The sequence below is a fragment of the Aeromonas sp. PS2Canimalfood6 genome (assembly GCF_048276795.1).
Lineage (GTDB): Bacteria > Pseudomonadota > Gammaproteobacteria > Enterobacterales > Aeromonadaceae > Aeromonas > Aeromonas caviae.
The window spans coordinates 17636-35445 of record NZ_JBLUXC010000029.1 but is presented as its reverse complement, the minus strand read 5'-3'; the positions used below and the strand labels follow the sequence as shown (position 1 = coordinate 35445).

General features: G+C 65.8%; 15 protein-coding genes. 6 read left to right on the top strand and 9 right to left on the bottom strand.

Annotated elements, in window-relative coordinates; translation table 11 throughout:
* Positions 1–17 precede the first annotated feature (17 nt).
* Complete coding sequence (locus ACNPAA_RS12895) at positions 18–896, top strand: pirin family protein (RefSeq protein ID WP_417891808.1); 879 nt, start codon at positions 18–20, stop codon at positions 894–896.
* 60 nt (positions 897–956) lie between these two features.
* Here ACNPAA_RS12895 and ACNPAA_RS12890 read toward each other — a convergent pair whose 3' ends face one another.
* From ACNPAA_RS12890 to ACNPAA_RS12875, 4 genes are all read right to left on the bottom strand, one after another.
* Complete coding sequence (locus ACNPAA_RS12890; RefSeq protein WP_029314478.1) at positions 957–1817, bottom strand: PA4780 family RIO1-like protein kinase; 861 nt, start codon at positions 1815–1817, stop codon at positions 957–959.
* A gap of 96 nt (positions 1818–1913) precedes the next feature.
* Positions 1914–2909 carry a lipid A biosynthesis acyltransferase gene (locus ACNPAA_RS12885; protein ID WP_049636402.1) on the bottom strand — a complete coding sequence of 332 codons (996 nt, stop codon included), beginning with the start codon at positions 2907–2909 and terminating at the stop codon, positions 1914–1916.
* Positions 2910–3063: 154 nt separating this feature from the next.
* Positions 3064–4053, bottom strand: a complete 990-nt coding sequence (locus tag ACNPAA_RS12880) for a lipid A biosynthesis (KDO)2-(lauroyl)-lipid IVA acyltransferase (RefSeq protein WP_045524804.1) — start codon at positions 4051–4053, stop codon at positions 3064–3066.
* 220 nt (positions 4054–4273) lie between these two features.
* A complete protein-coding gene (locus ACNPAA_RS12875) occupies positions 4274–5254 on the bottom strand; it encodes a TDT family transporter (RefSeq protein ID WP_049636403.1) in 981 nt (326 codons plus the stop codon).
* 103 nt (positions 5255–5357) lie between these two features.
* On the opposite strand from ACNPAA_RS12875, the gene ACNPAA_RS12870 reads away from it, so the two are divergent.
* Positions 5358–6242 carry a LysR substrate-binding domain-containing protein gene (locus ACNPAA_RS12870; protein ID WP_201872781.1) on the top strand — a complete coding sequence of 295 codons (885 nt, stop codon included), beginning with the start codon at positions 5358–5360 and terminating at the stop codon, positions 6240–6242.
* Between the two features lie 85 nt (positions 6243–6327).
* Here the strand turns inward: ACNPAA_RS12870 and ACNPAA_RS12865 are convergent, their stop codons facing one another.
* From ACNPAA_RS12865 to ACNPAA_RS12855, 3 genes are all read right to left on the bottom strand, one after another.
* Positions 6328–7305, bottom strand: coding sequence for a Gfo/Idh/MocA family protein (locus ACNPAA_RS12865; RefSeq protein WP_052816399.1), 978 nt, complete (start codon positions 7303–7305; stop codon positions 6328–6330).
* A 35-nt stretch (positions 7306–7340) separates the two neighbouring features.
* On the bottom strand, positions 7341–8198 hold the full coding sequence (gene nfo / locus ACNPAA_RS12860) for a deoxyribonuclease IV (protein WP_201872783.1): 858 nt from the start codon (positions 8196–8198) through the stop codon (positions 7341–7343).
* A 169-nt stretch (positions 8199–8367) separates the two neighbouring features.
* Positions 8368–10404 carry a glycoside hydrolase family 3 protein gene (locus ACNPAA_RS12855; RefSeq protein ID WP_103243184.1) on the bottom strand — a complete coding sequence of 679 codons (2037 nt, stop codon included), beginning with the start codon at positions 10402–10404 and terminating at the stop codon, positions 8368–8370.
* A 231-nt stretch (positions 10405–10635) separates the two neighbouring features.
* Here ACNPAA_RS12855 and ACNPAA_RS12850 point away from each other — a divergent pair, with 231 nt between their 5' ends.
* Positions 10636–11646 carry a helix-turn-helix transcriptional regulator gene (locus tag ACNPAA_RS12850; RefSeq protein WP_069785077.1) on the top strand — a complete coding sequence of 337 codons (1011 nt, stop codon included), beginning with the start codon at positions 10636–10638 and terminating at the stop codon, positions 11644–11646.
* On the opposite strand, the gene ACNPAA_RS12845 is transcribed toward ACNPAA_RS12850, so the two are convergent.
* Positions 11626–12561: a LysR family transcriptional regulator gene (locus tag ACNPAA_RS12845; protein ID WP_103243185.1), complete on the bottom strand. Its 936-nt coding sequence runs from the start codon at positions 12559–12561 to the stop codon at positions 11626–11628. The genes ACNPAA_RS12850 and ACNPAA_RS12845 overlap by 21 nt on opposite strands.
* Positions 12562–12691: 130 nt before the next feature.
* Here ACNPAA_RS12845 and ACNPAA_RS12840 point away from each other — a divergent pair, with 130 nt between their 5' ends.
* Positions 12692–13450, top strand: coding sequence for an SDR family NAD(P)-dependent oxidoreductase (locus ACNPAA_RS12840; protein WP_039039080.1), 759 nt, complete (start codon positions 12692–12694; stop codon positions 13448–13450).
* A gap of 95 nt (positions 13451–13545) precedes the next feature.
* On the opposite strand, the gene ACNPAA_RS12835 is transcribed toward ACNPAA_RS12840, so the two are convergent.
* Positions 13546–14979 (bottom strand): glycoside hydrolase family 1 protein, encoded by a 1434-nt coding sequence (locus tag ACNPAA_RS12835; RefSeq protein ID WP_151028238.1) that lies wholly within the window; start codon positions 14977–14979, stop codon positions 13546–13548.
* A 163-nt stretch (positions 14980–15142) separates the two neighbouring features.
* On the opposite strand from ACNPAA_RS12835, the gene ACNPAA_RS12830 reads away from it, so the two are divergent.
* Together ACNPAA_RS12830 and ACNPAA_RS12825 are read left to right on the top strand one after the other, a co-directional pair.
* Positions 15143–16060 (top strand): LysR family transcriptional regulator, encoded by a 918-nt coding sequence (locus tag ACNPAA_RS12830; RefSeq protein ID WP_279473796.1) that lies wholly within the window; start codon positions 15143–15145, stop codon positions 16058–16060.
* Positions 16061–16161: 101 nt separating this feature from the next.
* A complete protein-coding gene (locus ACNPAA_RS12825) occupies positions 16162–17736 on the top strand; it encodes a diguanylate cyclase (protein WP_417891807.1) in 1575 nt (524 codons plus the stop codon).
* Positions 17737–17810: the final 74 nt, after the last annotated feature.

Genomic DNA, 17810 nt, shown 5'->3' with positions numbered 1-17810 from the left:
TCGACAAGGAGCACCCCATGACACAACAGTGGCAACGCATTGCCTCCCGCCTCACCGATGTGGGCGGCATCCCGGTGGCTCGCGCCATCCCGGTCAAGGAGCGGCGCACCATCGGGCCCTGGTGTTTTCTCGATCATATCGGCCCGACCCGCTTTGCCCCCGGCGCACCCGGCATGGATGTGGGGCCCCACCCCCACATCGCCCTGCAGACCTTCACCTGGATGCTGGAGGGGGAGATCCTCCACCGGGACAGCCTGGGCAGCAAGCAGGTGATCCGTCCAGGCCAGGTGAACCTGATGACCGCAGGACGGGGCATCGCCCACACGGAGGAGTCGGTCCCGAACCAGCCCGATCTGCACGCCGCCCAGCTCTGGATAGCCCTGCCCGAGGCGGATCAGCATACCCCGCCCCGCTTCGATCACTACCCGACGCTCCCCCGCTGGCAGCAAGGGGAGATCACCCTCACCCTGCTCATCGGCGAGCACGGCAGCCAGCGCGCCCCCACCCTGCACTTCTCCCCCATTCTGGGGCTGGATCTGCACGCCCCCGAGGGAGGCGAGATCACCCTCCCCCTGGATCCCGCCTTCGAGCACGGCCTCTTTCCCCTTGCGGGGGAGACCATCGTCGCAGGGGAGGTCCTGGCCCCGGAGCAGCTCCTCTACCTGCCCCCCGGCAACCGGGAGGTGGTGCTGACCCTGCGCCCGGGCGCCCGGCTGCTGCTCATCGGCGGCGAGCCCCTGCCCAGACCGCTGCAGATCTGGTGGAACTTCGTGAGCGTCGACAAGGAGGCCATTCGCACCGCCGCCGCCGACTGGGAGAGCGGTCATCCGCGCTTTGGCGAGGTGACGGGTTACCAGGGGCCCCGTCTCAAGGCACCGCCCCTGACCGGGATCTGAGCCAGAGTTCCAAAACAAAAGAGCGCCCATGGCGCTCTTGTTGATTGGAATGAAGGCCCGTCAGGACTCCTCTTCCTGCTCCGCCTGCAACCTGGCCCGGCGGGCCATGGCCTCCTCCTGGGCACTCTCTATCTCGTGCAGCACGCCATCCAGATCGATGGCCTCCCGGCTCTCTTCGAACAGGCCGGTGAGCTCGGTCTCGGGGCCCAGCTTGCCATCCTCGAACAAGGACCACATCTCCCGGGCATACCGGGTCTTGAGCAGCTCGGGGGCATACATGCCGTAGTAGTTGCGCATGTTGTCGACATCCCGCTCCAGCATGGCCCTGGCCTGGTTGTTGGCGGCGGCATCCACCACCTGGGGCAGGTCGATGATGACGGGCCCCTCTTCGTCCACCAGCACGTTGAACTCCGAGAGATCCCCGTGAATGAGCCCGGCGCAGAGCATGCGCACCACGTAGCGGATCACCTTGCCATGATCCACCAGAGCCTGCTCACGGGTCAGGGCCACGTCGTTGAGACGGGGAGCGACGTTGCCGTCGGCGTCGGTGATGAGCTCCATCAGCAGCACGCCATCGAGGCAGACATAGGGCCTGGGCACCCGCACCCCGGCCGCCGCCAGCTTGAACAGGGCATCCACCTCGGTGTTCTGCCACACCTCTTCGTGCTGCTTGCGACCGTACTTGGAGCCCTTCTCCATGGCGCGGGCATCGCGGCTGCTGCGTACCCGCCGCCCTTCCTGATAGACCACGGCCTGCTTGAAGCTGCGCTTTGACGCCTCTTTGTAGACCTTGGCGCAGCGGATCTCGTCGCCGCAGCGCACCACATAGACGTCGGCCTCTTTGCCGCTCATCAGCCGGCTGATGACATCGTCCACCAGGCCGTCATCAACCAGAGGTTGGATTCGATTTGGAATTTTCATGACCGCCCTTTTACCCTATTTTTGCACCTTGTTTGCACCTGTTTGCTGGTGGCCTGCCACCCCTGTCAGAAACGGCCCGCAAGGGGGCCGTGTCGATCAAGGTTCCGGTGGCAGCCCCTGGCGGATGCGGCGGATCCCCGCCTCGTAGAGACCGTCCTCGCCCTGATCGTGCTCCTGGGTTTCGAAGATCTTGAGAAACCACATGTACTGCTCGGGGAAGCGGCCAAGCTGCTGCTCCACCATGCGGTTCATCTGGTTGACGTCCGCCACCAGATCCGCGGTGGGATAAGGGTCGAACGGCGCCTCGATCTCCAGCCGGTAGCCCCCCTGATCCTCGTCGTAGCAGGCCAGAATGGGCACGGCGCGGGCACCGGTCAGCTTCACCAGCTTGGGCAGGGCCGGCAGGGTCGCCTTGGGGTGGTTGAAGAAGGGCACGAAGAGGCTCGCCTCCCGGCCGTGATCCTGATCCGGCAGATAGAAGAAGCTGTCGCCGCTGCGCAGGGCCTTGATGGCGGGCTTGATGCCGACGCTGCGCTCGTAGATACGCCCGCCCTTGCTGCGCTCGCGGTTGATATACCAGTCGAACACCGCATCCTTGGGGCTTTTCATCATGGTGCACATCTTGATCCCCTGGAGGGGGAAGTAGCGGCCAATCATGTCCACCGCCCAGGTGTGGGGCACCACGAAGATCATGGGGCGACCGGCTGCCCGCTCCGCTTCCACATGCTCCCAGCCGCTCACCTTGACGCGCCCCTTGAGGAAGTCGGGGCTGCGCCAGGTCAGCTCGCCAAAGCCCAGGAAGGTCTTGAGCCCCACCCGGATGGATTTCAGCAGCAGGGCCTGACGGCCCGCCTCGTCGAGATGGGGGAAGCAGATCTTGAGGTTGGTGTCGGCGATGTAGGCCTGCTTCGTGGAGACGCGCAGCAGCAGGGGGGCCAGGTAGTCGGCCAGCTTGTCCCGTGCCCTTGCCGGCACCCAGGCCAGCAGGGAGAGCAGGGCGACGGCCAGCCAGCTGCCCCATAGACGGGGGTGCAGCAGGCGCGGATGAAAAGAGGTATCAAACACCGGATCTTGTGCGGACATGGTCGCCATCGAATCATCAAAACAGACCGTCATTTTAGTGATCCTGACAACTTTTTCTACCCTGCCCTGCACAGCGCCACCGCGCCAAGTCACTGATCAGACAAGTTAGAAATAAAAAGTGGCCCGCTTGGGGCCACATTTTTGCACCGGGTGAGCGCAAGGCTCAGGGATGAGGAGCAAGGCCCCGGCGGATGCGCCGGATCCCCTCTTCGTAGAGGCCATCCGGCCCCACCTGATCCTCACGGGTGTCGAAGATCTTGAGGAACCACATGTACTGGCCCGGGTGGCGGCAGAGCTGGCGCTCCACGCTGTCGTTCATGCGGCAGGTATCCGCCATCAGATCCGCGCTCGGGTAGTCGGCGTAGGGAGCCTCGACCTCCAGCCGGTAGCCGTGCGCCTGCTCGTCATAGCAGGCCAGCACCGGCAGGGCCCGGGCACCGGTCAGCTTCACCAGCCGTGGCAGGGCCGGCAACGTCGCCTTGGGGTGGTTGAAGAAGGGGGCAAACAGGCTCGCCTCCCGGCCGTGATCCTGATCCGGCAGATAGAAGAAGCTCAGACCGGATTTCACCGCCTTGATCACCGGCTTGATGCCGGCGCTGCGCTCATAGACGCGGCAGCCGTGCCGGGCCCGCGCGCCGTTGATGTGCCAGTCGAACACCGGGTTGCGGGCGCTCTTCATCATGGTGCACATGGGCAGGCCCCGCTGGGCGAAGTAGTAGCCCGCCGCATCGATGGGCCAGCTGTGGGGCACCACCAGGATCACCGGTCGGCCAGCGGCCTGCTCCGCCTCGATATGTTCCCAGCCGCTGACCTGGATCCGCCCCATCACGTGGGCGGGGCTGCGCCAGGTGAACTCGCCAAAGCCCAGCAGGCTCTTGAGGCCGACCCGGATGGAGGTCATCAGGATGGCCTCCCGCTCGGCCTCGCTCTTCTCCTTGAAGCAGATGGCGAGGTTGGTCCTGGCGATGTAGATCTGCTTCTTCGAGATGGCGCATACCAGGGGCGTCAGAGCATCGGCCAGGCGATCCCGCCAGCGCGGGGGCACGAAGGCGAGCACACCGATGGCGCCGAGGGCGAGCCAGCTCAACCAGTAACGGGGGTGCAGCAGACGAGGCTGGAATCGGGCGTCAAACACGGGATCAGATGAGGACATGGGGCACGACAAAACAATGGGAAGATAAAGTGGCGCGTATCGTGACAGGTATTACCAGTTAACGCCAACTGAATGTCGCCTGTATGGGCAACTATTTAAGCCACTTCACGGATTGACAAAATTAATCTGCTTCATTTGATTCCCCTCTGCGTCACTGCATCACGAACGGCAGACCCCGCACGGGCGGGGTCGATGACGAGGGGGGATGAAAACCTTGTGCCTAGCGGCGTGCAGGCTGCCCCGGCAGGTCATCCTGCACGACCGGCAGGAAGAACATCAGGTAACGCAGGGCCACGTAACCCACCACCAGGGTGGCCACCCCCAGCTCCAGATAGGCCAGCTGATGGAGCTGCTCGGCATAACGGGCCGCCTGTGGCCACTGCGACAGCAGGTGACTCACCTTGAACAGGGCGGTGGCCCCGATCACCAGGGGGAAGGTGAAAGCGGCGTAACCCGGCGAGAACGGCAGGCGCAGCAGCTTGATGAAGGCCAGGTAGATGATGCCGGTCATCAGCACGGCGATCCCGAGCAGCACCGCCACCAGCAGCAGGGAGGGGTCCTGGCTCACGGTGAGGTAGCCGGCCAGCGACAGGCTCGCCGGGGCGGCCAGGATGGCGATGGTTGGCTTGGCGGCATCCGGCACCTCGTGGCTGAAGATGAGGCGATAGAGCATCAGCGGCAGCATCAGGCCGTAACAGGCCATGCCGAACCAGAGCAGGCCGGTGGCCAGGGATGCGAAGGGACCGCCCGGGTAGGCCACGTCAGCCACGATGATCCCCACCGGCGGCACGAACCAGCTCGGCACCATGTGATGGATTTCAAACGCTCTGGCCCTGTGCCAGACGAAGGTGGTGAGGAAGACGAGGTGGATGATGACCGCAAACAGCCAGAGCCCCTGCCCCAGGGTCGGGGCGAGCAGGCCGACCGCCTTGGAGACCACCATGGTCCCCATGGCGTAGGTGGGCACCACGCTGCCCACCACGGGATGGGCGAGATCCTGCCACAGCAGGCGCGGGTGGATCAGGAACTTGAAGGTCAGGACGAGGAGCAGCACGGCGGCGATGGCGGCCCCCAGCAGTTGCAGACGGCCATCGAACTGACCGGCATTTTCCCAGCACCAGCCGAGGCTGGCGATCCCCAGAGCCAGACCGGCCATGGGGGTCGGGGCGGCGGCCAGGGAGCGGCGGGTTCTTGCGATCATGGCGGATACCCTCTTGATGATGACGATGGGCATAGGATAAAGGGGGTCTATCGTTTACGATATCTAAATGAATTGAACTTAGCGTTTAGGAAAATCAAACGATATGAAGCTCACCCTGCAACAACTCAAGGTGTTTGCCACCATCGCCCGCCACGGCAACCTGGGGGGCGCCGCCAATGAACTCTGCCTGAGCAAGGGGGCCGTCTCCCAGTCGCTGCAGGAGCTGGAGCGCCAGCTCGCCACGCCCCTGTTCGATCGGGTGCACCCGAGGCTTCAGCTCAACAGCGAGGGGCGCCTGCTGCAACCGGCCGCCGAGGAGCTGCTGACCCGGATGCAGGAGATAGAGCAGCTCTTCAGCCCCGATGCCGAGCCGAGCGGCCAGCTGCACCTCGGGGCCAGCCAGACCATCGGCAACTACCTGCTGCCCGCCCTGCTGGCGGAGGGGGCCCAGGAGCTGGGGGTCGCCCCCAGGGTCACCATCGCCAACACCCACCTCCTGTGCCATGCCCTCGCCCACTTCGAACTGGATCTCGCCCTCATCGAGGGGGAGAACCACCACCCGGACCTGGTGAGCGAACCCTGGCTGGAGGACGAGATGCTCATCATCGCCGCCCCCGGTCACCCCCTGGCGGATCAGCTCGAGCTGCCCCTGCGCCGGCTTGCCGGGGAAACCTGGGTGCTGCGCGAGGCGCAATCCGGCAGCCGCGAGCAGTTCGAGCAGCAGCTCCAGCCCCACCTGCCCCGCTGGCAGGCGGGGATAGAGCTCAATACCCTGGAGGCGGTGATGCTGGCGGTGGAGAAGGGGCTCGGCATCTCCTTCATCTCCCGCCTCGCGGTGGCGGATCGGCTGGCACAGGGGCGCCTGGTTGCCCTCACCCCGAGTCGCCGCTTCCCCCGCCAGCTCTCCCTCGTCTGGCACAAGCAGAAGTTCCACTCCGCCGCCCTGCGCCGCTTCCTGGCCTTCTGCCGCGCCCAGACCCTGGCGTGAGAAGCCCTTCGGATACGACAAGGGCGCCATTGGCGCCCTTGTCGTTCAGCCGATGCTCCCCTCGGCCCTCAGCCCTTCCCCGGCCTCAGCCGGCGAGTCCCCCTTCAATCCAGCCGAGCACCTGCCGGGTCACGGCCTGGGGCACCCAGGGGGAGTCCAGCAGCCGGTGGCGCAGGCAATCGGCGAAGTGATCCGCCTCGTGCTGCATGCCGCCCCCCTCCACCGGCAGATAGATGTCCGCCGGCCAGATGACGGGAGCAGGCCCCCCTTGCCAGCGAATGTGCTGGGGATTCCACCACTTGCCCTCGATGACCAGGCGCCACCCCTCCCCGGACAAGGACGCTTCCCGCTCGAGATCCTCGATGATGGAGGCCCCGAGTTCGGCCCGAAACGGCTCATCGAACGTGAAGCTGGCGGCGAGATCCACCTCCCCCGGAGCCCGCGTCAGCGTCACCTCGGGGGCGGGGCAGCCCAGCCCCAGCCGATGGCAGAGGGCGGCATGGAGCCAGAGGGGATAGACCCCCACGTCCCAGGCAGCGCCGCCATCCAGCGCCGGATCGAACAGCTTGCCCACCCTGGGCTGGGTCGAACCGAACGCCGCCCGCAGCTCGCGCGGCGGCGGCAGCAGGGGCAGGCGCTGCAACAGGGCGCGCATGGCGGGAAAGCACATCACCTTCATGGCCTCGAGCAGCAGCAGGCCGCGTGCGTGGGCGAGCGCCACCAGTGCGTCCCAATCCGCCACCCGGGTCACCGCCGGTTTTTCCACCAGTACGTGCTTGCCCGCCAGCAGCATCTGCCTCACCAGGCCCGCGTGCTCCGGGTGGATGACCGCCACATAGACGGCCTCCACCTCGGGGCTGGCGGCCAGGGCCTCATAGCTGCCATAGGCGTGGGGCAGCCCCAGATCCCGGGCGAACTCGTCCGCCCGTCCCTGGTCCCGAGCTGCGATGGCCACCACCTCGGCTCCCCTGGCGTGCCCGTTCACATCGCGGCAAAAACGCCGGGCGATGGCCCCCGCCCCGGCAATGCCAAAGCGCAGGGGTGCCCTTGTCTCGTCGTGCATCGTCTCTCCTTGCTACCCAATGGTGGACCCCGGCATCACGCCGGGCGCGGGCTCCCGGCCAGGCTGCGCAGCCAGCATATCTCCTCGCCCCAGATGGACTCGTCGATGGTCTCGAGGATAAGCGGGATGCCGTCGAAACGGTCGTCGTTCATGATGTGGTGGAACACCGCCTCGCCGAGGTTGCCCTCCCGCAGGCTGTGGTGACGGTCGACCCGACTACCGAAGGTACACTTGGCGCCGTTGATATGCATCCCCTTGAGGTACTGGAACCCCACGATGCGGTCGAAGTCGGCAAACACCGCCTCGCACCCCTCGGGGGTACGCAGATCGTAACCGGCGGCGAAGGCGTGGCAGGTGTCAAAGCAGACGCCGACCCGACTCTTGTCCTCTACTCCGTCGATGAGGGTGGCCAGATGCTCGAACGACCAGCCGAGGTTGGTGCCCTGGCCTGCGGTATTCTCGATCACCGCCGTCACCCCTTCGCTGCGCTCCAGCGCCCAGTTGATGGACTCGCTCACGAGCTTGAGGCTCACCGCCTCGGGGATCTGCTTGAGATGGCTGCCCGGGTGGAAGTTCAGGTAGCACAGCCCCAGTTGCTCGCAGCGCTTCATCTCGTCCAGAAACGCATCCCGGGACTTGGCGAGGGCGTCGGGGTCGGGATGACCCAGGTTGATGAGGTAGCTGTCGTGGGGCAGGATCTGCTCGGGACGAAAGCCCTCCTTCTCGCAGGCGGCCTTGAAGGCGCGAATGCTGGCCTCGGAGAGGGGCGCCGCCTGCCACTGGCGCTGGTTCTTGGTAAACAGGGCGAAGGCATTGGCCCCGATGGCTTTGGCCCGGGCGATGGTGTTTTCCACCCCGCCCGCCGCACTGACGTGGGCTCCGATAAATTTCATCTCATCTCCTGTGCACTGTGACCGGGTGCCCGCCACACTGGCCACCGCACCCGTTGCCGGGGCGCCATTATGCCCAAGCCAACCCCTTGCGCCAAACCGGGATTGTCGATGGGGGCAATGGAAAAGGCGCCCGAAGGCGCCTTGATGAGAGACAGAACATCCCTGTCCGTCAATAGGCCAGACCGGCCCCGTAGGGATAGAGCGGGCTTTGTGAGTCCTTGGCCACGTCCGGGGACTGGGCCAGCACCGCCTGCCAGCTCGAGGGCAGCTCGAAGGGGAGCTTGCCGCGTGCCTTCTGGGTCCCGCTCATGACATCGAACAGGGCCTGATCCAGGGCGCCGAAGTTGGCCAGCAGCACCCGGGCCGCCGGGGCCACCTCGGTCAGGATGGCGGGCCTGTCCAGATAGACGGAGAGCACCAGGGGCACCCCGGCCTGCTCGATGGCCTGGATGGCGGCATAGTCATCCGCGCCGCGGTAGACCCCTTCGTGGGCCGTCTCCTGCACCACCTGATCATTGCTGGCAAAGCCGAGCTGGCCGAAGTGGATGCTGCCAAACGGGAAGCGGGGATCCTGCTCGCCCGGGGCGTTGACCCGCACGATGGCAAGCTCCGCATCGGCCAGGTTCGTCACCACCGTATAGCCGTTGGCCCTGGCCACCTCGGCGTTGACATTGTGCAGATAGACCCGCTTGCCGTCCGCCTTCAGCGGCAGCAGGGCCCCCTCGTTCTTCAGCAGCACGTGAGACGCCGCCTGGGCGGCCTGGGCCTCCTGCTGGAACTCGGCCTTGCCCACCAGGGCCACCGCGGCCTCGGCATCCACATAGGGATTCTCGAAGAGCCCGAGGGCAAACTTCTGGGCCAGGATCCGCTCGGCCGAGGTGGTGATGGCCGCCTCGGTCACCAGACCGCTCTGCACCGCCGCCAGCAGGGGAGCCGGATCTTCCACGCCACCGAACTGATCCACCCCGGCGTCTATGGCCTTGGCATAACGCTCGGCCTTGGTGAGCTTCTCCACGCCCCAGGACATGCCAAAGGGCACGGTCCAGGGGCTCACCCCGGCATTGACCTCATCCTGGGTCAACCCCTGCTCGCAGCGGCTGTCACAGTCATTGACGATGCCCCAGTCGCTCAGCACCACGCCGTCAAACTTGAAGTGGCCCCGCAACAGATCCGTGATGATCTGGCGGTTGAAGCCAAACCCCACCTCCTCGACGGGCTGCCCATCCTGGGTCAGGCCCAGGGGCATGGCGTAATAGGGCATCACGGCGGCCACCCTGGCCTCGAAGGCGCCCTCGAAGGGCACCAGGTGGTAGGCAAACTGACCGCCGGGGTAGACCTGCTCCTTGCCCCAGGGGTTGTGGGCATCCAGCCCGTCCTTCTGGGGACCGGCCCCGGCGAAGTGCTTGACCACGGTGACCACGCTCTCCTTGCCTATCCCCTCGCTCCCCTGCTGGAAGCCCTCGATGTAGGCTTTGACCAGGGACTTGGCGAGCAGGTTGTCTTCCCCGAAGGTACCGTTGATGCGGCCCCAGCGCGGCTCGGTCGCGAGATCCGCCTGGGGCGAGAGGGCCTCGTGGATGCCGACGGCCCGGTACTCCTGACGGGCGATGTCGCCAAAGCGCTGCACCAGGGCGGCATCACCGATGGCGGCCAGCCCCAGGGTCTCGGGCCACTGGGAGAAGGCCCCGGCACCGATACTGGTGGCGTTGGGATCATGGGTGAAGTGGTTGCGGGGATCCGTGCTCACCGTCATGGGGATGCCGAATCCCACCCCTTCCAGCAGGGCCTGCAGGGTGTTGTTGTCCGCGGCGATGGCCGCCGGATCACCGGCCATGCGGGTGATGAAGGTGTTGACCCCGTCCTCGCGCAGCATCTTGTCCATGGCCGCGAGGTTCACCCGCCCCGCCCCGTCCAGCACCAGGGTGCCGTGCATCATCAGCCCTGCCTTCTGGGCCAGGGTGAGCCTGCCCACCAGATCCCGGGCCCGCTCGGCGGCGCCGAGGCGCCAGTCCTCGTAGGGGGTCAGGGTGCCGCTGCCATCGAGATCCTTGAATTGCAGGCCGTCCTGCTCGATGAGGGTGACGGTGCGGTGGCCCAGAACGGGCTGCTCGGGCTTGGGGGTGGAGTCGTTGTCGTTGCACCCTGCCAGCAGCAGGGCCCCGATGGCGAGGGCGACACGGGTTCGGGAGAGCGAGTGGTGTTTCATTGTTGTTATCTTCCTTGTGTGTGTAGGAGTCGCCACTCTATGCAAAAGCGGCCCCTCTCACTTGCCCGTCGGGTGCAGGAAGTTGCCGGTTGGGAGCAGGATTGAAAAGTGTGAAAAGGGTTGCAGGGTTACCCTTGGTTACAAATCTGAAACATGAAAGCGGCGCTGGCTCACGGCAATCCGCCGCCGTTGGTCGATGATGGTGGGCCACCGCTGACAAGGATTTTTGCCGTGAAGACCGTCTCCAACCGGATTGCCCTGCACTGCCTCAACCACTGGCAGGCCCGCGGGCGGGATCCTGCTGCCCTCCTGCACCCCTGCGGCATCGCCCACGAAGAGCTGCTGATCCCCCAGGGGCGGCTCGACACCGGGCGCCACTTCCGGCTGCTGGCCGGGGCAGCCCCCCACGTGGATCTGGCCCTCGACTGGACGCCCCCCGCCCTCCCCGGCCTCTTTGCCGACTTCATGTCGCTGGCGAGCCTGTGCTGCAACGCCGCCACCCTTCGCCAGGCCCTGCACTTCTTCCTCGCCTACCGCCCCCTTATCGGCGAGAGCGACGAGATCCGCCTGCAAGAAGAAGAGGGGCAGGCCAGGATCAGCTACCACTCGGAGTCCGATCACCCGGACGTCATCGCCCTGAGCAGCCTGGCCAACCTCTGCCACCTCTATGCCCTGCTCCAGTTCTACCACCCGGGCCAGGGGCTGCTGGTGCTGCCCACCCCGGTACGCCCCAGGCTGTGGCGTGAGCTGGCAGGCTGGCTGGAAGGGCGGTTGCAACAGGGGGCGGCCTTCGAGCTGCACTTTCCCGCCGCCTTGCTCGATCTCGCCCACGGGCAGTGCAACCTGCCCCTGCAACCCCTGCTGCTCGGGGAGCTCGACCGGCAGATGGCCCAGCTTCGCCCAAGCAGCCGCTACCGGGACAGGGTGATGGCACTCATCCGCCAACAGCTGTGGCAAGAGAGCGCCGAGGCCTCCTCTCTGCTCGATGGGGTGTGCGAGCACCTCAAACTGACCCGCTGGACCCTCAACCGCCATCTGCGGGAGGAAGGGTGCCACTTCTCGGGCCTGCTGGAGCGGGTGCGCCGGGAGGAGGCCTGCCGCCTGTTGCAGGATCCCGCCCTCCCCCTGCAGACAGTGGGGGAGCGCCTGGGTTTTGCCCGCCAGAGCAGCTTTACCCGCTTCTTTCGCGAGGCGTTTGCCCTCTCGCCGAGGGAGTTTCGCTCAAGGCGCAGCCGCCTCTGAGGCGCCCCCGAGATGGGCGGCGAGCAACCCCGCCAGCCAGTGGATGAAGAGCTGGACCCTGGGGGCCAGTTGGCGGCGATGGGCATAGAGGGCGTGGATGGGGAGCGGCGGCGGCTGCCACTGGGGCAGGATGCTCACCAGCTCGCCCCCCGCGAGCAGGGATTCGACCCCCACCCGCGGCATCTGGATGATGCCAAGCCCCGCCAGCGCCGCCGCCAGGTAGGTCTCGCTGTCATTGACCATGAGGGCCCCCGCCATGGGCAGCAGGGCGCGGCAGCCATCTTCCGCCAGGTATTCAAAGCCGGGTTCGCTGCGTCCCTGCCCGGCACCAAACCCGGGACCATAGTGCACCAGCCGGTGGCCCGCCAGATCCCCAAGGGTGCGGGGCACCCCGTGGCGAGCCAGGTAGCCTGCGCTGGCACAGTTGATCTGGCGATAGTGACCAAGGGGCCTGGCCACCAGGCTGGAGGGCTCAAGCCCCCCGACCCGCACCACGCAGTCAAACCCCTCGCGCACCAGATCCACCCGCCTGTCCGTGCTGCTCAGCATCAGTTGCAGGGCGGGATGCTGCGCCAGAAAGTCCGGCAGGGCCGGGATCACCAGGTGGCGGGCCATCCGGCTTGGCATGTCGACCCGCAGTTGTCCCGAGATCTGCCCCCCCTGGCGAAACAGGCCGTCAAACTCCTCCATGTCCGCCAAAAGCTCCCGGCATCTGGCATAGCAGAGCTGGCCGTCCGTGGTGAGCTGCACCCGCCGCGTGGTACGCAGCAGGAGCCGGGTCCCCATGCGCTCCTCCAGCCGGCGGATGGCGGCAGAGAGGGTCGCCTTGGGGATGCCCGTCTGCTCGGCGCAGCGGGTAAAACTCTCCAGCTCGGCAACCCGCACGAAGGCTCTCATCGCATCCAGTTGATCCATGGTCTGATTGTCTCGATAAACGGAACAGTGATTCTATTATCACGCTATTTATCCAGTTTAAAAGGAACAATACAGTGATCCGGTCGGCTCGTATCGAGCCTGTGTCCGCCACCCTGACAGGAGTCATACCATGACCAGACCCATCGCCCTCATCACCGGGGCCAGCCGCGGCCTTGGCAAGCACGGGGCCCTGGCCCTCGCCGCCAAAGGCGTCGACCTCATCATCACCTATCGCAGCCAGGCCGCAGAGGCGGAGGCGGTGGTGACCCAGGCCCGCGCCCTCGGCGTTCAGGCCCATGCCCTGGCACTGGACGTGGGCGAGAGCGCCACCTTCGCGGCCTTTGCAGAGGAGGTGACGCAACTGCTCGCCCGGGAGTGGCAGCGCACCCATTTCAACTTCCTGGTCAACAACGCCGGGATCGGCATTCATGCCAGCTTCGAGCAGACCACGGAGCAGCAGTTCGACACCCTGCTCAACATCCACCTCAAGGGAACCTTCTTCCTGACCCAGGCGCTCCTGCCCCTCCTGGCAGATGGCGGTCGCATCCTCAACCTCTCCACCGGCCTCACCCGCTTCGCCATGCCGGGTTATGCCGCCTACGCCGCCATGAAGGGGGGCGTCGAGGTGCTCACCCAGTATCTGGCCAAGGAGCTGGGCCCCAGGGGCATCGCGGTCAACGTGCTGGCCCCCGGCGCCATCGAGACCGATTTTGGCGGCGGCGTGGTGCGCGACAACAAGGGGGTCAACGACTTTCTCGCGAGCCAGACCGCCCTTGGCCGGGTGGGTCAGCCCGACGACATCGGTGGCGCCATCGCCGCCCTGCTCTCCGATGACTGCCGCTGGATCACCGCCCAGCGCATCGAAGCCTCGGGCGGCATGTTTATCTAGGCGGTCATGGTTGCCTGCTGCACAAACAAGGAAGGCCCCCTCCGATGAGGGGGCCTTCCGGCATTGGGCAGACGAGGGGCGGCACACCGGGCCCGTTACAGGGTCTTGCCACCGCTTGCAATGACCTGGCTGTACCAGTGGAAGCTCTCTTTCTTGATGCGACGAAGAGACCCTCCCTGCTCGTCCCTGTCCACGTAGACAAAGCCGTAGCGCTTCTGGTAGCCGTTGAGCCAGCTCAGGATGTCGGTGAAGGACCAGGCGCAATATCCAATCAGCTCGACCCCGTCCTGCATCGCCTCCTGGCACGCCTTGAGGTGGCTGTGCAGATAGGCGATACGGTAGTCGTCGTTCACCTTGTCCCCGGCTTCCAGCTTGTCGAACTCCCCCAGGCCGTTCTCGGTGATCATCAGCGGCAGGGCGTAGCGGGAGGAGAGCCGGCGCAGGGCGATGCGCATCCCGGTGGGATCGATGGCCCAGTCCCAGTTGCTGGTCTCAAGGTGCGGATTGGGGGCCGTCTTGTAGAGGCCGGGAATGCCGCTGGAGGGCGTAGTGCCCTTCTTGCCCGTGGTGTTGATGCGCTGCATCGTCTGGCCGCCGAGGGGGTTGTCGGTGAAGGTCAGGGTGTAGTAGTAGTTGACCCCGATGTAGTCGGGGGTGCCTTCGCGCAAGAGCTCGAGATCGCCCGGCAGGATCTCCGGCGCCTCGCCGGTCTCCCGCAGATAGGCGAGCGCCGCCTGGGGGTAACGGCCGAAGCAGTAGGCATCCAGCCACCAGAGGTTGGTGAACTCCTCGGCATTCTCGAACGCCAGCATGTCGCTCGGGGCGCAGGAGGCCGGATAGGCGGGGGAGTACGCAAAGCTCGGTCCGATCAGGCCGTTTGGCACGTGCTGGCGAAACGCCTTGATGACCCGGGCATTGGCGAGAAACGCGATGTGGTTGGCGGCGAAGAAACGCTTCCTGTCCTGCACGGCGGGAGGATGGGTGCCCAGCTGGTAGGCGTTGGTCAGGTTGTAGTTCTGCTCGTTGAGCGACACCCAGTACTTCACCTTGCCGGCGAAGCGCTGATAGAGGGTCACGCAATAGCGCTCGAAGTCGTCGATGATGCGCCTGTCTTCCCAGCCGCCGTACTCATCCTGCAGGGCCTGGGGGAGATCCCAGTGATAGAGGGTCAGCACCGGCTCGATGCCGTGGGCCAGCAGGGCGTCGATGAGCCTGTCGTAGAAGGCGAGCCCCGCCTCGTTCACCTCGCCACGCCCCGTCGGGTAGATGCGCGGCCAGCTCACCGAGAAGCGATAGGCCTTGAGCCCCATCTCGGCCATCAGCGCCACGTCCTCTTCCACCCTGTGGTAGTGATCCACCGCCACGTCTCCGTTGCTCCCGTCAAAGGTCTTGCCCGGCAGCTTGGTGAAGCTGTCCCATACCGAGGGGCCCTTTCCCTCCTCGTTCCAGGCCCCTTCCACCTGATAGGCGGCGGAGGCGGCGCCCCAGAGGAAACCGTTCGGGAAGTCGTTGAACTTGTGATGATGCATCTGGTGTTGCTCCTTCTACGCGGATGGCGGGGGCCATCCCGTGATACGTCGACCCCGTACAGGGGTCCGAAATGAGTTGGCACCAGCATCCAACACTTCTAGAATTCCGTCCAATGACAAATATGGCCACCTATCATTCCTACCTGGAATCAAGCGAGGCACCATGGAGTTGAGAGATCTGAAAGCCTTCGTCACCCTGGGGGAGGTATTGCACTTTGGTCAGGCGGCGGCGCGCCAGCACGTCACCCAGTCGGCCCTGAGCAAGCAGATCCGCCGGCTGGAGGCGGACCTTGGCGGCGAGCTGTTCGAGCGCAACGCCGGCAGCACCCGGCTGACGGTGCTCGGGCGCGCCCTCTACGCCGACGCCTGCACCCTGGTGGCCCAGAGCGAGCAGCTCGCCCGCAGCGCCCGCGACGTGCTGGCGGGCCACGCGGGTACCCTGCGCATCGGCTTCGGGGTCGCCACCAAGCTGCTGGTGCCCGCCGCCATCGCCCGCTTTCGGGCCGGCCGCCCCGGGGTCGCCATCGAGCTCAACGATCTCTCCACCCATCACCAGTTGCTGGCGCTGGCGGAGGGCCGCCTGGATCTCGGCTTCTGCCGCCTGCCCGCCCCCAAGGGCTGGCCGGTGCTGCCCGTGGTGCGCGCCCATTTCGTCGCCGTGCTGCCCGCAGGCTATCAGGGGGTGGCAGGGCTCGCCGATCTGCAGGAGAAGCCGCTCGCCATCCTGCGCCGGGACAAGGCCCCCTCGTTTCACGATCAGTTCGTGCACTATCTGGCCCAGAGCGGGCTGCGCTTCCAGGACATCCAGTACGTCAACGACTTCGCCGCCGGCATCGCCACCGCGGCGGCCGGCATCGCCTGGACCCTGGTCCCCTCCTCCACCACCATTGAGCATCCCGATGTGCTGACCCTGCCCCTCGGGGAGGCCGACGCAAGCTGGATCATCGGGCTCATTCGCCCGCCGGGCAACGACAATCCCCTCGTCGCCCCCTTTTGGCAGACGGTGGCAGAGCTGGCGGATCCCGCCCTCACCGGCCTCATGACGACAGGGGACGGGGCTGCCGCCCAGGACACGCCATGAAAGGGAACCATTCGAGAATCACATTAACGATGGCATTGGGCGGTCACCCCCCTTAAAATTGCCGCACTGCCCCGACGCCACGACAAGGATCCGTTTCGTTCATGCACTCTCACTGGCTGCTGAGGTTTGATCTGCATCGCCTCATCCTTGCGCTGGCCGTCATCGGCGTGCTGGCTACCTTTGGCAACAGCTTTTACGCCATCTATCAGGCACAAAGACAACTGCTCATCGACAGCACCCTGGAAGCAAACCGGGTCTATGCCACCAAGCTCGCCGCCTCCACCGAGACCATGCTGCGCTCGGCCCAGGGACAGCTGGCCTATGGCGCGGCCCGGCTCGCCCCCTTGCTGCAGGGCAACGACCTCCATGGACTCGAGGAGGTGGCAGGCCAGTTGCGCCAGCAGACCAACACCTTCAACTCGGTCGCCATCGTGAACACCGACTCCGTCATCGTCGCCGTCTCACCCGAGGCATTGCATGTGAAAGGGGTCAAGCTCACCTCGGCCAATGCGAGCCGGACCCTGGCAAGCCAGCAGCCCCTCATCGCGGATCCTCTGGTCTCCCTCACTGGCAACTACCTCATCAGCCTCTCCCACCCCATCTTCTCGGCAGACAAGCGCTACCTCGGCTATGTTGCCGGCACCATCTATCTGGAGTCCGCCAGCGTGCTCTCCAGCCTGCTGGGGCAGCACTACTACCAGGATGGTTCTTATCTTTATGTGGTGGACCGCCAGCGCACCCTCATCTACCACCCGAACCCGGAGCGCATCGGCCAGAGGATTGGCAAGAACCGGGTGGTGGATGCGGTACTCAAGGGGCAGGATGGCGCGCAAAGCGTGCTCAACTCCCGGGGCAGCGAGATGCTGGCAGGCTTTGCACCGGTGGCGGACGCAGGCTGGGGGATAGTGGCCCAGCGCCCCCGCAGCGCCACCCTGGCCGGTCTGGATGAACAGATGCTGGAGATCCTCAAGGGGATGATCCCGGTCACCCTCTTCATTCTCTTCGTCATCTGGCTCTCGGCCACCATCATCGCCAGACCCTTGCGGCAACTGGCCAACCGGGCCGGACTCATGGATCAGCAGGGGGCCGCCACCAGCATCTCGGGGATCCGCGCCTGGTATTTCGAAGCAGCCCAGTTGAAGCAGGCCATCCTCAAGGGGCTGGGGCTGCTCAACACCAAGATCGACAAACTGCACACCGACAGCCACACCGATCCCATGACGGGCCTGTTCAACCGCCGAGCCATGCAGCAGATGCTGGACGAGTACGAGGTCGAGCGTCAGCCCCTGACGGTGATTGCCCTGGACATCGATCACTTCAAGGCCATCAACGACCGCTTTGGTCACGACGTGGGGAATGCCGTCATCGTCTCCCTCGCCACCCTGATGCAGCAGGATCTGCGTTCCGATGCCGCCTTGTGTCGAAGCGGCGGCGAGGAGTTCCTGCTGCTGCTGCCCGGGGTCTCCCTTGCACAGGCGCAGAAGATCGCCGAGCGCCTGCGTACCCGGGTGGCGAGCCACGACATGGAGGTAGCTGGCCACATCACCATCTCCCTCGGCGTCGCCCACTGGGGAGCGGATGCCACCAGCATCGCCGCCGTGCTCAAGGAGGCGGACAAGGCGCTCTATGATGCCAAGAACCAGGGCCGAAACTGCGTGGTGGTGGCCCTGGGCTGATCGGCCCAGGCTTTGCCGGGCACCGCCCGGCCATAAAAAACCCCTGCCATGGCAGGGGTCGGACGGTATCCATG